10 protein-coding genes and 1 tRNA gene are annotated in these 14,927 nt (G+C 69.9%); 6 read left to right on the top strand and 5 right to left on the bottom strand.

Annotated elements, in window-relative coordinates; genetic code table 11:
- Positions 1-34 precede the first annotated feature (34 nt).
- On the top strand, positions 35-1,102 hold the full coding sequence (locus tag AB0D28_RS14170; protein WP_357385697.1) for an SMP-30/gluconolactonase/LRE family protein: 1,068 nt from the start codon (positions 35-37) through the stop codon (positions 1,100-1,102).
- Positions 1,103-1,128: 26 nt separating this feature from the next.
- Positions 1,129-2,868, top strand: coding sequence for a PQQ-dependent sugar dehydrogenase (locus AB0D28_RS14165; protein WP_357385695.1), 1,740 nt, complete (start codon positions 1,129-1,131; stop codon positions 2,866-2,868).
- A 390-nt stretch (positions 2,869-3,258) separates the two neighbouring features.
- On the opposite strand, the gene AB0D28_RS14160 is transcribed toward AB0D28_RS14165, so the two are convergent.
- Positions 3,259-3,498 (bottom strand): hypothetical protein, encoded by a 240-nt coding sequence (locus AB0D28_RS14160; RefSeq protein WP_357385693.1) that lies wholly within the window; start codon positions 3,496-3,498, stop codon positions 3,259-3,261.
- Between the two features lie 682 nt (positions 3,499-4,180).
- Here AB0D28_RS14160 and AB0D28_RS14155 point away from each other — a divergent pair.
- Together AB0D28_RS14155 and AB0D28_RS14150 are read left to right on the top strand one after the other, a co-directional pair.
- Positions 4,181-5,143, top strand: coding sequence for an N-acetylmuramoyl-L-alanine amidase (locus AB0D28_RS14155; RefSeq protein ID WP_357385691.1), 963 nt, complete (start codon positions 4,181-4,183; stop codon positions 5,141-5,143).
- Between the two features lie 203 nt (positions 5,144-5,346).
- Positions 5,347-6,360: a winged helix-turn-helix domain-containing protein gene (locus tag AB0D28_RS14150; protein ID WP_357385689.1), complete on the top strand. Its 1,014-nt coding sequence runs from the start codon at positions 5,347-5,349 to the stop codon at positions 6,358-6,360.
- Positions 6,361-6,497: 137 nt separating this feature from the next.
- Here the strand turns inward: AB0D28_RS14150 and AB0D28_RS14145 are convergent, their stop codons facing one another.
- Positions 6,498-6,971 carry a DUF2690 domain-containing protein gene (locus tag AB0D28_RS14145; RefSeq protein WP_357385687.1) on the bottom strand — a complete coding sequence of 158 codons (474 nt, stop codon included), beginning with the start codon at positions 6,969-6,971 and terminating at the stop codon, positions 6,498-6,500.
- 617 nt (positions 6,972-7,588) lie between these two features.
- Here AB0D28_RS14145 and AB0D28_RS14140 point away from each other — a divergent pair.
- Positions 7,589-12,340 carry a hypothetical protein gene (locus AB0D28_RS14140; RefSeq protein WP_357385685.1) on the top strand — a complete coding sequence of 1,584 codons (4,752 nt, stop codon included), beginning with the start codon at positions 7,589-7,591 and terminating at the stop codon, positions 12,338-12,340.
- 298 nt (positions 12,341-12,638) lie between these two features.
- Here the strand turns inward: AB0D28_RS14140 and AB0D28_RS14135 are convergent.
- Positions 12,639-12,713, bottom strand: a tRNA-Val gene (locus AB0D28_RS14135).
- Positions 12,714-12,763: 50 nt separating this feature from the next.
- Positions 12,764-13,303 carry a TIGR02611 family protein gene (locus tag AB0D28_RS14130; protein WP_357385683.1) on the bottom strand — a complete coding sequence of 180 codons (540 nt, stop codon included), beginning with the start codon at positions 13,301-13,303 and terminating at the stop codon, positions 12,764-12,766.
- A 273-nt stretch (positions 13,304-13,576) separates the two neighbouring features.
- Between AB0D28_RS14130 and AB0D28_RS14125 the strand changes: the two genes are divergently transcribed.
- Entirely contained in the window at positions 13,577-14,008 is a 432-nt protein-coding gene (locus AB0D28_RS14125; protein WP_007457244.1) for an SsgA family sporulation/cell division regulator, read from the top strand.
- Between the two features lie 74 nt (positions 14,009-14,082).
- Here the strand turns inward: AB0D28_RS14125 and AB0D28_RS14120 are convergent, their stop codons facing one another.
- On the bottom strand, positions 14,083-14,859 hold the full coding sequence (locus tag AB0D28_RS14120; RefSeq protein WP_091427952.1) for a glucose 1-dehydrogenase: 777 nt from the start codon (positions 14,857-14,859) through the stop codon (positions 14,083-14,085).
- Positions 14,860-14,927: the final 68 nt, after the last annotated feature.

Genomic DNA, 14,927 nt, shown 5'->3' with positions numbered 1-14,927 from the left:
GCTTCGCATTCACCGGCTTCGATTGGAGTACCCGATGACCCGGCGTCCAACCATCGCCACGCTCACCGGCCTGTGCCTCGCACTCGCCACCGCACCCGGCCCCGCCGGCGCCGCACCCCCGGCACCTCGGGACGCCACTCATGTTAACGCTCACATTAGAGGCGTCCCGCTCTACGGCCCACCCGGCGCGCCCCCGGGGGTCTGCCCGGGCGGCACCGGATACGGCCCGCCCCTGCCGGCCACCTCCGTGTCCGCGACGAAGATCCAGAGCGGGTTCTCGTTCCTCGAAGGACCGGTCTGGATCGCCGACGGCGGCTACCTGCTGATGTCCGACATGGCCGCGGGCACCGGGCCGAACAACGTGCAGCCCTCCACGATCCGCCGGTTCACCCCGCCGGCGACCTTCGACACCTTCATCGCCGACGCCGGAAGCAACGGCCTGACGCTCAGCCCCGACGCCCAGCAGATCATCGCCGCCACCCACGATCAGCGGAACGTCTCCGCGTACCGGCTGAGCGACAAGGCCCGCAGCACTGTCGCCGCCGGCTACCAGGGCCGGGCGTTCAACTCACCAAACGACGTCACGGTCCGTTCCGACGGCGTCGCCTACTTCACCGACCCCACCTTCCAGCGCGGCAACCGACCCGACCAGATGAGCGGACGTACCAGCGTCTTCCGCGTCTCCGGCGGCCAGGTGTCGCTGGTGGACGACCGGCTGCGGCAACCCAACGGCATCGCGCTCTCCCCGGACGGCAGCACGCTCTACGTGGGCGCCTACGCCGAGAACAAGATCTACAAGTACGTCGTCCAGCCCGACGGCAGCACCGGCGCCCGCAGCGTCTTCGTGAACTACCTCGGCGGTCCCGACGGGGTGACCGTCGACTGCGCCGGCAACGTGTACTGGGCCTCCGGCTCGGACGGGCTGGTCCACGTCTACTCACCAGCCGGCGCGCAGCTCGGCACGATCCGCTCCGGCGGCACCGGCACCACCAACGCGGCGTTCGGCGGACCCGACCGGCAGACCCTCTACATCACCTCCGGCCGAACGAACGACTCCGGCCTGTACAGCGTGCGACTCAACGTCCCCGGCTACCCGTACTGACCAAGAACCCCGGGAAGGAAACCACCGTGCGGATTAGTCCCCACCAGCTCCGACACCGCGTCCCGCTCGCCCTGCTGATCTGCGCCGGCACCATCCTGACCGGCGTACCCGCCAACGCCGCGCCGGCCGCACCGGCGACCGGGAGCCGGCAAGTGGCCCAGCTCGCCGCCGACACCAGCCCGCCCACCCGGCCGACCGGCCTGCGCAGCACCCGGCTGACCTGCCAGTCCGTCACGCTCTCCTGGTACGCCTCCCGGGACAACATCGGCGTCGCCTTCTACGACATCTACCACGACGGCCAGCTCGTCACCTCGGTCCCGGGACGGACGCTGACCGCCACGCTCAGCGTCGTGCAGGGTGTCACCTGGGGCTGGTACGTCAACGCCCGCGACGCCGCCGGCAACGTCTCGCAGGCCAGCTCCACGCTCTCGGTCACCCCGCCGTTCTGCCAGCAGGACACGTCGCCGCCCAGCCCGCCGACCAACCTGGCCGCGACGGTCAACGGCACGGACGTGACCCTCACCTGGTCGGCCTCCACCGACAACGTCGCGGTCACCGGCTACACGATCCTGCGCAACGGTACGGCGGTCGGCTCCACCAGCGGCACCGCCGGCAACCCGCCGGCGACCACGTTCACCGACACCGGGCTGACGCCCGGCACCGACTACCGGTACACGGTGACCGCCCGGGACGCCCAGGGCAACGTCTCGGGGGCGAGCGCCGCGGTCACCGCGCACACGGGCTCGGGCTGCACGAGCCCGGTCTGCGGCTCCACGGTCATCACCACCGAGAAGGACCTGCCCTGGGGCCTGGTGCAACTGCCCGACGGCACGGTCCTCTACGGCCGGCGCGACCTGTTCGACATCGTCGCCATGAACCCGGACGGCACCGACAAGCACAGCATCGGCACCGTGCCGAACGTGGCCGGCACCAACGGCGAGGGCGGCGTGCTCGGGCTGGCCGTCTCGGCCAGCTTCACCACCGACCGCTGGCTGTACATCTACCACACCACCACGACCGACAACCGGATCGTGCGGATCCGCTACGACGGCACGCTGCAAACCGGCACCGAGCAGGTGCTCGTCACGGGAATCCCGCGCAACAAGTACCACAACGGCGGCCGGCTGCGCTTCGGCCCCGACGGCAAGCTCTACGCCGCCACGGGCGACGGACAGAACCCGGACGTGGCCCAGAACACCAACAACCTGGGCGGCAAGGTGCTGCGGCTCAACCCCGACGGCACCGTGCCGGCGGACAACCCCTTCGGCAACTACGTCTGGAGCTACGGCCACCGCAACCCCCAGGGACTCGCCTTCGACTCCCAGGGCCGCCTCTTCGAGCAGGAGTTCGGCAACAACGTCATGGACGAGACCAACATCATCGTCAAGGGCGGCAACTACGGCTGGCCTGCCTGCGAGGGCACCTCCGGCGACTGCGCCAGCCCGAACTTCAGGGCCCCGATCCGGACGTACCCGGTGGCCGAGGCCTCGTGCAGCGGCATCGCGATCGTCCGGGACGTGCTCTACCTCGCCTGCCTGCGTGGTAACCGGATGTACCGCGCGGAGATCAGCGGCAACACGCTCACCAACGTCCAGCAGTACTTCGTCGGGACGTACTTCCGGCTGCGTACCGTCGAACCGACCCTCGACGGCAACCTGTGGCTGACCACGAGCACCGGCGGAGACAAGGACAGCACCCCGAACAACAGCAACGAGAAGATCCTCAAGGTGACCCTCGGTGGGGCGGTGTCCGGCCCCACGGGCTGAGGGCGAGCCGGCACTGCCAGCCCTCGGAGGGTGTCCGCGTCGCGCGGGTGCCCTCCGAGCGGTCCGGGCCAGGGAACGAGGTGTTCGAGGCCTGCGGCGGCGCGAGAGGGACCGAACTCCGTCACCGCGTACTCGGCCAGGCCGCGCTGCCGGAACGGGACCATGGCGGACCTACGGCCGAGGTCATCCGGAAGCGGCAGCAGGGGTTGCCTCATCTCTACACCCACCGGTCGGACGGCCGGGGTCAACGCTTCCGGGAGCGCTCGCTGACGATCCGCTGACTCCCACCGACAACTGACAATGGAATCAGCAAAAGCCACCCTCTCACGAGGGTGGCTTTCTGCGTAGTGCTTCACCTCGCCCGTCTGGCCCAGCCTGGCCTTCAGGTGCTCAGCAGTTGGTGTCTGCGATCTCTTCGCGGAGGCGGCGCTGCTCGGCCTTGCTCAGCGAACTGCCGTCGGTGACGTGTAGCGCCCACGGTGTTGGGCAGGGGGCTTCGTGGGCGGTGTCCGGACAGAGCGTCTCGACCATACGGTCAGTGAGGGCATCGACCTCACTGACGGAGGCGATTACAGGGATGGTGATCCGCCATAGTTGAGCCCGGACGCCATCTGCCTCAGGACTGGTCATACGTGACATCTCCAAATGTTGGGCGTGGAGGCGGGCCAGTCTAGACGGAGAGGCCGATCAGGGCCCGCATCCGCACCGGTTCCAGCGGCTCATCCAGTCCGGTGGGTTGCGCTGGTGAATGACGCGTGGCGTGAAGTTGCCGTCGAAGAATTGGCGGTCCGACTCTTCGTTCAGTCCACCGCCCGACAGCGCTGGGCGCGACAGCCTCGCGGCGCTTGGCTTGACGCGTCCTCCTTGGCGCTCTTGACCGCGTCGCTCTCGGTCTTGCCGCTGCCGGCACCCCAGACGTAACCGGCGTTTGGTCGTTGCCGACCAACGCGCACTCGGCCTGGCATTCCCACGCTTGGCCGTCGAGATCGTTACGGGTTGACCTCAGGCACCGGTTCGGGCGGCACGTCCCGATCCTTGAAGGCTGTGCTGAAAGGAATTGCCGCGGCGCATAGACGGAATTCACGATGCCTGTCGTACGCATGTGCACTGCGGGCGAAGGGAAGGAATCGTGCATACCGATCGTCCTGACGTCGAGACGCCGGCAGTCGGTGGCCTCGACCGGCGAACCCTCCTCGGCGCGCTCGGTGCCGGTGTGGGGGCGGCAACCGTCCTGGCCACGCCACGACCGGCACGGGCTGGCACCCCGACGTCCGGCCGTGCCCCGGCTCCACGGACGTTGGCTACCAGGCCGTTGCGGAGCGGGACCGTTCGGCCTGGATTCGACGCCCAGGTCGTTGCCCTGCGGTCGCCGGCCGGCTCGGCCCCGGCACGGTGGCGCTCCGCCGACCGGTCGGGGGCGTGGAGCCGGTGGGCCCCGGCGCCCGGCGGCTGCCCGGCCGGCGCGGGCGACGCCGCGCCCGCGACCGAGCAACTGGCCTTCGTCACCGTACCCAACGCTCCGGCAGTCGACCTCGACCTGCCGACCGGCAGCCGGGCGGTCGTCCTCAACGGCACCGACGGCCCGGCCCTGCGGCCCGCGTCCGCCGAGGTGTCGGAACGCTCCCGGCTGGCGGGGCTGCCCTTCCTGAGCCGTGCCGCCTGGGGCGCCGACGAGTCCCTGCGGTTCGACGCCGCCGGCGTGGAAAAGTACCCACCCACGTTCTGGCCGGTGCAGACGTTCACCGTTCACCACACCGCCACCGGCAACGACGATCCTGATCCGGCCGCGCGGATGCGCGCCATCTACCGCTACCAGGCGATCGACCTCGGCTACGGCGACTTCGGCTACCACTTCCTGATCGACGAGGCAGGCCGGGTCTACGAGGGCCGGCGCTCCGGCGGGGACGTGCTGCCCGGTTTCGACCCGGCCGGTTGGATGGTGAACGGCTCGCACGTGGGCGGCTACAACGCGGGGAACGTGGGTGTCGTCCTGCTCGGAACCTTCGTGACACGCGAACCGACGGCGGCTGCGCGGCGCAGCCTCACTCTGTTGCTCGCCGCCCTGACCGGTTGGTGCCACGTCGATCCGCTGGCCAGCGTGACCTACGTCAATCCGATAAGCGGCCTCCGCCGCGGCGTACCCACGATCGCGGGCCATCAAGACTGGGGGCCGACGGAGTGCCCGGGTGGGGTGCTCAGCGGGATGCTGGGCGACCTGCGACAGGAGATCGCGGCCGTGCTGGCCGACCCGCGTCGCTCCGCGTTCGTCGGCTGACGGCGGTCGCAGCGACCGCCGTACGGCAACGTCGGCGAAGCGGAGACGCGCCCGAGCTGACGTTTCGGGGCACGGTATCGACACAATCACCTCGAAGGTGATGAAGCTCGATTCGCACCCGCGTAAGAGAGTGGCGCGCTCCGATATTCCAAGGCTAGACTGCCGCGAGCTCACGCCATTCACATGCGTCTTCGGGAGCCTCGTTGCGCATCTACTTCACGGCGGAGGATCTCGGGCGGGTTCGCGTGGCCGCAGCACCCGATCCGATGTGGGAGACGGTCTTCAGCGTTTTCCGCCTCGGCCGCCCGGGGCCGGCGGCGGTCTTCGGGCGCTGGCGCCGGCGGGCCGTGCCGGCCATGCGGCCCGCCGATCTGGAAATGCTCCGGCCCTTGGTGAACGGTGCCTACTATCCGGATTTCCTGACGCCGGCCGAGGGTGGGCTCGGTCTGCCGGACGCGATCGAGGCCCTGCTACGCACTCCGACGGCCCGGCTCCGCGCCGAAATGGAGCAGCTCGCCCGCCTCGGCGGGCCACTGCCGTCCTGGATGCGGCGCCTCGCCGACGGCGACGGCGACGTGCTGGGCCGCCTGGCCGGCGCGATGCGGTCACAGTTCGCGGTCGCTGTCGCCCCGTTCTGGGCGGAGGCACGGGCGCACGTGGACGCCGACCGGGCACGGCGGGCACGGGTGCTGCTGGAGCACGGCGGTGAGGGGTTGCTGAAGAGCTTCCGGCCGATGATGCGCTGGGAGCCTCCGGCGCTCGTGGTCGATGTGCCGTCCACCCAGTCGATCCACCTCAACGGCCGCGGGCTGCTGCTCGTGCCGTCCTACCTGTCCTGGAAGACGCCCGACACGCTGCGGGACCCGGACCTCACGCCGGTGCTGGTATATCCGGTCGAACACGACCTGACCCGGCACCTGGACGCGGCGCGGCCCTCCGGACCGGGCGCCCTCGCCGCCCTCGTCGGGCCGACCCGGGCGGACGTGCTGGAGGCCATCGGCGATGGCCGTACCACCTCGGAGCTGGCCGGACGCGTCGGAGTGAGCGCGGCGTCGATCAGCCAGCACACCGCCGTGCTGCGCGACGCCCGGCTGATCAGGACCACCCGCATCGGCAAGGCGGTGCTGCACACGATCACCCCACTCGGCGCGGCGATGCTCGGCGACGCTCCGCCTCGACGCGCTCCGATCGACGTCGCCGCGCGTCCTGCGACGTAGGCTCCGCCCCGCCGGTCACCGGGCCTGGACGTCCGTCGCCGGGCGGTGCCGGCACCGCCCGGCTGCGAAACAGGTATCCCCGACGCGGCCCGCACCCGGTAGTCGGTGTGCGGGCCGCCGCCGTTGTCCGGTGGATCTCAGTACCGGCTGGTGCAGTACTCCTCGTACTCGTTGTTGTAGCCCCAGGCGGTACAGGCGCGGGCCAGCAGGCCAGCGTCGTCGAGCATCACGGTCCAGTGCACGTCGGTGGAGGGCGCACCGGGATTGCGGCCCGCGGCGGCGTATGTGCGGTACTGCCCGTTCGAGTAGAAGCCGTCGACCCGGACGTCGTAGTTCGCTTTGCCGCGGGCCCACGCCGTGCGGCAGCGCGGGCTGTAGCGCAACTCGGCGATCAGTGGCCCGCCGCCCGGCAGGTACGCCTCCCGGACCGTCCTCGCGTCGTCGGTGCACCGGTACCTGATCCCGTTGTTGCCGGTGAAGTAATCCTCGGGCGAGTGCCCCTCGTAGAACGTGATGGCCTGGGCCGGTGCGGTGGTGATCGCCACCAGCCCGGTGGTCGCGGTGATGGCAGCGGCCACAAGGCCGATCCAGCGGCGGGTCGTGTCGCGCATGAACTGACTCCGTTTCGTAGTGCGAGGTGGAATGCCACTCGCGCGGATGCAACCTTCAGGTCGGCGGAAGAAAAATGCCTTCACCGGTCGGCACGTGCAGATCCTCGGTACTGGCACACGGCAGCGGCAAGAGGTTTTAGCCAAGGCTTAAGCGAGCGGAAATGCAGCCGGACCATGTGGAGGCCGAAGTAGCGGGTGAGATCCCATCGTGACCATAAAATTTCTACGCCACAAAAAGCCCCGAGGACCTCGCCGGCCGTCACGACACCCCACGCCGTTCTCCCACCCGCTGCGATCACTGATGGTGAGCGCTGCCCGGTACGCCGCGACAGCGGTCGTGACCTCCCAGGTCGGACATCGCCCGCGCCACCCGACAAGCCAACCGCCGATCACGACCACCTCCGTGACCCGCAGTTACTCGAGAATGCGATCAGCCTTGCCGTCTGACACATCCGAGACCCGCCGGGCATACCTTTCGCGCTCGGGTTAAAGGTGTGGTCCGCCGTCGGCGTACGGCCAGAACATGGTCCCTCCATTGTTTTCACCACGCTCGTCATGGACGGAGACCCGTGAAGATAGGAACGTTATCGACGCCTGGCAAGGCGATGATTGCCGCCGTGGCCGCTGTTGCGCTGCTTTCCGGCCCGGCACTGTCCGCAGTGGCCCGGGCCGAACCGGCGGAGACCCCGCCATCCGCGCCGGCGGCAGCGGCGGCCCCGGCCGGCCCGGTCGGGCCGGCCGATCGCGTCGCACCCGGCGACCGGGACAGGGTCCTGCCGAAGGGGTGGCGCGGCTCCGCGGACCGGATCTGGACGACCTCCGGCGACGCCAACGGCTTCCACATTCTCACCGCCACGGCGGCCACCGGCTACACCTGGGAGACCGCGGCCAGCCTCGCCGAGCCGGGCTTCGACGTCGACCTGTGGATCGGCAACGCCTGCGTGACCGGCTCGGGTCGCCGGCTGGTCGTGGTGTACGCACCCCGCACCTTCACCAACAAGGCGGAGCTGTTCGACCGTGGCGGGTTCACCGCGCTCGTCGACCTGAAGACGCGCCAGGTGACCAAGCTGCCGGTGCAGTCGTCGCTCGCCTACTTCAACCCCGGTTGCGGCGCGGGCGAGCAGGCGGTGCTCTCCCAGCTCGGTGGCGAGAACCGCGAGGACCCGACGTCCACCGCGCCACGGAGCCGGCTGTTCACCGTGGACGCGGCGGCACGCACGCTGTCCAAGCCGATCCTGCTGAACACCGAGCTGAGCTCCCCCGTACCCGTCAAGGACGGCATCGTCGCGGCGGCCGCCGGCGGGCTGGTCTCGGTGGCGAGGACCGGCAAGGTGACCCGGTCCGCCGCGGCGACCGGGGTGCCGTTCCGGCTGACGCCCGACGCAGCCGGCGGCGTCGTCTTCATGGACTCCGACGGCCGGCAGACCCGGGTGAAGCGGGCGGTCGGCCGGTCCGTGCGGGAGCTCGCACGCGGCCGCGCGGCCGATGTCGGCCTGGCCCGCGGTGCCGGCGGCCGGTCCTTCATCACCGGCCGGCCGGCGCACATGTCCGCGCTGCCCGCCACCGTGCGCCGGATCGCCGTTCCCCGCGACAGTGAGCTGTCCACCCGCGGTGAACTGGCGCTCACCCAGGTCAAGGCGGCCGGCGCGGGCGACCCGCGAACCCAGGGCGGCGACCCGAGCGTGGCCCGCGACGTCGCCGTCACGGCGACGGTGACAAAGACCGGCAAGTCGCTCACCTTCGAGGTGAGCCCCGAGGTGGTCGGACCCGAGGCGGTCGCCGGCCGAGCCACCCATCCGAAGCTCGGCGCCACGGCCACGGCCACCACGCCCCGCTTCCGGATCGCGGCCGACGCCTCGGCCGAACCGGTCGAGGCGGACCGCTACTGCTCGGTGCCGCGCAACGACCCGGCGAACCAGGCCGTGCAGCCGAAGCCGCGCAACGTCGAGTGGGCGGTCGACCAGGCGGTCTTCGGCCGGCTCAATGACGCGGCCTCGCGCCCGGCGAACTGGAAGGGCTACGGCATGCCGGCGTACGAGCCGCAGACACTGTTCCCGGCGCCACCACTGGCGAACGGCGGCCGGGTGCCGGCGCAGATCATGCTGGGCATCATCACCCAGGAATCCAACATGTGGCAGGCGTCGAAGTTCGCGCTGCCCGGCGTGCCGGCGAACCCACTGATGGGCAACTACTACGGGCGCGACATCTACAACGCCACCTCGCTGGACGACTGGGACATCGACTGGACGAAGGCCGACTGCGGCTACGGGCTCACCCAGGCGACCGACGGCATGCGCCTGGCGGGCCACGAGAAGACCGACGCCAACGGCAACAAGGTCGAGGTCTCGCTGCCGTTCCAGACCCAGCGGGCGGTCGCGCTCGACTTCACCGCGAACATCGCGTACGGGTTGAAGATCTTGCAGGAGAAATGGAACCAGACCTACGCGGCGGGGTTGCGGGTGCACAACGCCGATCCGTCCGCGCTCGAGAACTGGTTCTACGCGGTGTGGGCGTACAACTCGGGCTTCTACCCGAAGAAGAACGACACCGACCCGTGGGGCGTCGGGTGGCTCAACAACCCGATCAACCCCAGGTACGACCCGCTCCGGCACCCGTTCATGACCTCGTACGACGACGCTCGCACGCCGCAGAACTGGCCGTACCCGGAGAAGGTGCTCGGCTGGGCCGGCAATCCGATCTCCGCGACCGAGTCGCCGGGCGTCGAGCGCCCCGGCTTCAACTACGCCTGGTGGAACCTGAGCGAGGACAAGCCCAGGGTCAAGCCCCCGCTGAAGACCTTCTGCGACAACACCAACCAATGCGATCCGTACGCCTCCGTGCAGCCCGACGATCCGGACGTCAGCAGCGAGAAGCCCGGCTCGTGTCTGCACAGGAACGCCGCCGGCCTGTACGACCTGAGGTGCTGGGCCCACTCCGCCGTCGGGTGGAAGGCGCCGCCGGGAGTCGTCTGCGACACCTGCGGCCACGAGCAGATCCGGTTCGACCCGGGCTACCCGTGGTGCACGACAGCCGGCCAGACGGCCTGCGAGAGCGACGGCATCAGCTACCCGCCGCACTGCCAGGACAGCGGCGGTGACCTCGCCCCCGGTGCCAAGGTGGTCGACAACGTTCCGCTCGGCTCGCCCTCGCCGCGGTCATGCCCCAGACAGCTGCAGAACCAGGGTACGTTCCAGCTCTCCTTCACGGGGGTGGCCAACGGCACCTACCCGTCCAAGATCGATTTCCACCAGGTCGGCGGCGGTTACGGCGGCCACTACTGGCGGGCCAGCACCCGGACGCAGGCGGCCCAGGGCGGAAACCTCAAGGTCACTGGCACCTGGCGGCTCAACGAGACCGGCACCGGCTGGCGGCGGGTCCAGGTGTTCGTGCCCGAGTTCGGCGCCTGGACGCAACAGGCGAAGTACACGATCGATCTGGGCAACGGCGAAACCCGGTACCGGGTGATCAACCAGACCTGGCAGCAGAACAAGTGGGTCGACCTGGGCACCTTCAACTTCCGGGGCCAGCCCTCGGTCTCGCTGACCACCGTGGCCAAGGACGGCACCGGAGACGACAGCATCATCTTCGACGCGGTGGCGTTCAGCTGGCCCAGCCCGTCGCCGCCCGGCGTGCCCGAAGAGGTCGGCGGCATGCCCCGATACGTCGCGCTGGGCGACTCCTACTCGTCAGGCGAGGGCGTGGCGCCGTACGACCGCAACAGCGACCTCAAGCGAACAAACGGCACGAAGGGCTCCAGCGTCGACGCCTGCCACCGGTCGACGGCCGGCGCGTACCCCCGGCTCGTGCATGATCCCGGCCGCGACTCCGTCCGGGACTTCCCGAACGACCACTACACCATCGAACAGATGTCGACGCGGTACAGCTGGGGCAGCTTCGGCTTCCTCGCCTGCTCGGGCGCGACGACCACGGCCGTCACCCGCGACGCGGTAAACGTTCCGCCGGCCGCCTCCGACACGGCGGGACACACCGACTGGGGACAGGCGGTCGACCGCTGGGGCGAGCTGACCCAGGTGGAGCAGGGCTGGCTGGACCCGGAGACCACGCACGTGTCGATCTCGATCGGCGGCAACGACGCCCGGTTCTCCGACGTGCTCACCGGGTGCATCGCCGCGCTCACCGACTGCTCAGGGCCGAACTACCGGCTGACCCGGTCGAACGGCGTCGTCGACCCCGAACTGCTGCGCGACTACCAAACGAAGATCATTCGGGACTGGCTGCCCGCAAAGCTGAAGGCCACCTACCGGGCGATCCACACCGCCGCCCCGAACGCCCAGATCTTCGTCGTCGGCTACCCGCAGATGTTCGCCAACGAGGAAGGCAACAACGCCTGCTACAACATCAGCTCGCAGGCCCGGCTGTTCCTCAACGCGATGGCCGGTCGGATGTCCATCGCCATCGCGCGGGTCGTCGACGACCTGCGCGCCGAGGGCGTGGACATCCGCTACGTTCACACCACGGCGGCGATCAGCGTCGGCAACAGCGGACAGAAGAAGTGGGCGTGCGGTGGCAACGACGGCTACCGGTGGCTGAACGCGGTCACCTCGACGTCCACCGACGGCAGCGGGGAGAAGACGCCGGGCACCGGCACCTTCCACCCGACAGCCCGCGGCCAGCAGGGCTTCGCCGACCTGCTCACCGCGGCCTTCGCGGACGCCCGGCGCCCCCGGGCGGACGACGTGGCGGCGATCAAGCAACGCATCCTCGACTATTCCGCGAAGCGCGCGCCGACCGACGACAAGGGCAGGTGGATCGTCACCGACCAACAGGCAAAGCTGGCCGCCGAACGCTGCCTCGACCTGACCCGGCGCGGCGGGATCGTCGGCAACCCCTGCCTGTCCAAACCGATCCTGTTCCCCACCGCCTTCGACGCCCGCGGAGCCGCCCGCAACGACGACGCCGCGATCGACGCCAACCCGCCCTGGGTGCAGCTGCGCTACGTCAACGGCTCGACGGAGAAGCCCAAGGTGCTCAAGTCCCGTAGCTGGTTCATGAACGCACCGTACGGCCAGACCTCCTGCCCGACGACGCGGCCCGAAGACCAGTGCGACGAATATCCGTTCTACACCTCCGAGGAGGGTGGCGCCTGGGACTTCTTCACCGGCGGGGAGAACTCTCCGCTGAGCACCCGGCTGCTGATGATCCCCGCGACCGAGAACCGGGCGGAAGGCAGCATGGTCGGTGCGATGTACAGCCACCAGGACTGCCGGATGCAGACCGGCACCTACGAAAACATCATCGGTAGCCCCGGCTATCAGAACCAGTTGCTGACCAGCGGCACGGAGTATCTGACCGTACCGCTGACCGACGAAGCGGCGTTCGTGGGCCAGAAAACCATGTACGTCTGCTGAACCGGGGCCCCGGCCGCCGTCAGGTGGCCGGGGCCCATCCCACGGGCTTATTTCAAGACCTGCGGCACTCCTACGCGCCTTAGCTGGTCTCAGACGGCGTGCCGATCAATGACGTAGCAAAGGTGATGGGTCACGAGCAGACGTCCGCGACGTTGAACCGCTACACCCACTCAACCGCTGAGCGCGCCCACAGAGTGGTGAAGTCCTTTGCTGTCTCTCGCTGCCTCCGAGCAACGACTGAAGCCTCAAAGACGAGTCAAGGCCCCTCGATTGAGGGGCCTTGAGCTTGCCGTATTCATGGTGGGCGATACTGGGATCGAACCAGTGACCTCTTCGGTGTGAACGAAGCGCTCTCCCGCTGAGCTAATCGCCCTCAGCGCGCATGACTCTACCCGATCACCCGCCCGGACCAAAAACCGGGCCTCAGTGCGTCGCGAGGTAGTGCAGCGCCTCCGCCACCACGTCGATGCCGAAGCTGTACTTGAGCGACAGCCACACCACCACCGACACGAACACGAGCCCGACCGCGCCCAGCACGAAGCGCACCGGCATCGACTGCCGGGTGACCCAGCGGGTCCAGGAGTTGACGTGGCGGCGGGTGAACGCGAGCAGCCGCCGCGCCCAGTGGAACTCGACCGCCCAGACGCCGAGGCCGGCGATGACCAGCAGCCAGCCGGGCCCGGGCAGCGGGATCAGCGCGATACCGACGGTGACCACGATGGCGCCGAGGATGCCGATGAAGATCTTCAGGGCGACGCGGCCGGTGGGGTTGGCGCGGATGAGGTCGAGCGTGGTGTGCAGGCGTCCCCGCCAGCCCTGTCGCCGCCGCGGCTGCTCCGTGAGAGTGCCTTGCGACCGCCCTTCCACCGGCACCTCGTACCCCCGACTTTCGGCTGCTCGGGCCGCACCTTTCGGCGATTCGGCCGTGGTCCGCGACGTCACCGAGGAGCCCCTCGTGACCATTTCCACCCCCAGTGTCGCCCGCGACCGTCACCCCTGCTGACGACTGGACGTTACCGGAGTAAGTCGACGACTGAACCACCCGTTGCCGGGCGGGACGACGGAGTGGGCGGAACCGGAAAGTCTACGCGGGGCCGGGCGGTCCCGGGGGCTTTCGGAACCCCTTCCCACCACTGGGTGAAGTCAGCGTATGGCGGAGCGTAGCCAGGAGCAGCACCTGAGTATGGGAAAAGCGGGACACGCGCGTTCCGCAGCGGTGCCGGGGGGAGAACGTCCATGAGTGTCATCCGACCGACGACCGTAGAGGTCGAGACGTCGCTAAGGCTCGTCGCGCCTGACGCCACCGCCTTGCCGGTGCGTGCCAGTCTGCGTTACGACCCTGCTGACCCGTATGCGGTCCATGTCCTGTTCCACGCCGAGTCCGCCGGCGGCGAGGCGGTGAGCTGGTCGTTCGCTCGCGAACTGCTGGTCACCGGGCTCGACGAGCCGGCCGGCATCGGTGATGTGCGGGTCTGGCCGTGGGCCACCCCGCGCGGCGACTTCGTCGCGCTCGCGCTGTCGTCCCCGGACGGCAACGCCCTGTTCGAGGTCCCGCGCAGCGTGCTGGTGCGCTTCCTGCGCCGGACCTACGTCGTCGTCCCGCGCGGCCGCGAGGCCGAGCACCTGGACGTCGACACCGCGGTGAACCGGCTGCTGGCCGGTCGCTGACACGGCGACACCCGGGGCCGCGCGGATCTGCCGAGTCCGCGCGGCCCCGGGCCGTCTCCGACCGGGGGTACGCGTCAGCCGCGCGTGGTGATCCCGCCGTCGACCGGGATGACCGCTCCGGTCAGGTACGCGCCGGCCCGCGACGCCAGGTAGATCGCCGTGCCCGCCATGTCCTCGGGCCGGCCGATCCGGCCCAGCGGCACCTGCTGCTCGATGGCCGCGCGCGACTCGGGGTCGTCCAGCGCGAAGGCCATCATCTTGCTCTCGAACGGTCCGGGCGCGATCGCGTTGACGGTGATCTGCTCGCCGGCGAGCTGGTGGGCGAGGCCGCGGGTGAGCATGTGCACGGCCGCCTTGGTGGCCGAGTACGCGTAGACCTCCATCCAGGGCACCCGGATGCCGTCGATCGACCCGATGTTGATCACGCGGGCCGGGTCGTCGGCGCCGGCGGCGGCGCGCAGTTGCGGCAGCAGCGCGGTGGTGAGCCGGAAGACGGCCTTGACGTTGACCGCCCAGAGCTTGTCGAAGGCGCCCTCCGGGTATTCCTCCAGCGGTGCGCCCCAGGTGGCGCCCGCGTTGTTCACCAGCACGTGCAGCCGGTCGTGGCGCTCCCGGACGGCCTCGGCGAGCGCCAGCGCGCCCGCGTCGCTGCCCAGGTCGGCGGGGATCGCCTCGCAGTGGCCCTCGGCGGAGAGTTCCTTGGCGACCGACTCGCACACGTCCGCCTTGCGCGAGGAGATGATCACCTTGGCGCCGGCCCGGACGAAGCCCCGGGCGATCATCAGCCCGATCCCGCGTGAGCCGCCGGTCACCAGGACCGTCTTGCCGTCGACCGAGAACAGATCCGTCATGTTCGTCCCATCGCCGTCGCCGGGCCGCGGGCCGGTCGGCCGGGGCCGCGTGGCCGGGTATGCAGCGC

This window comes from Micromonospora sp. NPDC048169 (assembly GCF_040652815.1).
Taxonomy (GTDB): Bacteria; Actinomycetota; Actinomycetes; order Mycobacteriales; family Micromonosporaceae; genus Micromonospora.
This window is presented reverse-complemented; position numbering and strand designations above follow the sequence as displayed.

Bases quoted from the DNA above. Each gene is read 5' to 3' on its own strand.
- AB0D28_RS14160 (WP_357385693.1), bottom strand. From the start codon at position 3,498: ATGACCAGTCCTGAGGCAGATGGCGTCCGGGCTCAACTATGGCGGATC.
- AB0D28_RS14170 (WP_357385697.1), top strand. From the start codon at position 35: ATGACCCGGCGTCCAACCATCGCCACGCTCACCGGCCTGTGCCTCGCA.
- AB0D28_RS14120 (WP_091427952.1), bottom strand. From the start codon at position 14,859: ATGACGGATCTGTTCTCGGTCGACGGCAAGACGGTCCTGGTGACCGGC.
- AB0D28_RS14125 (WP_007457244.1), top strand. From the start codon at position 13,577: ATGAGTGTCATCCGACCGACGACCGTAGAGGTCGAGACGTCGCTAAGG.
- AB0D28_RS14130 (WP_357385683.1), bottom strand. From the start codon at position 13,303: ATGGTCACGAGGGGCTCCTCGGTGACGTCGCGGACCACGGCCGAATCG.
- AB0D28_RS14145 (WP_357385687.1), bottom strand. From the start codon at position 6,971: ATGCGCGACACGACCCGCCGCTGGATCGGCCTTGTGGCCGCTGCCATC.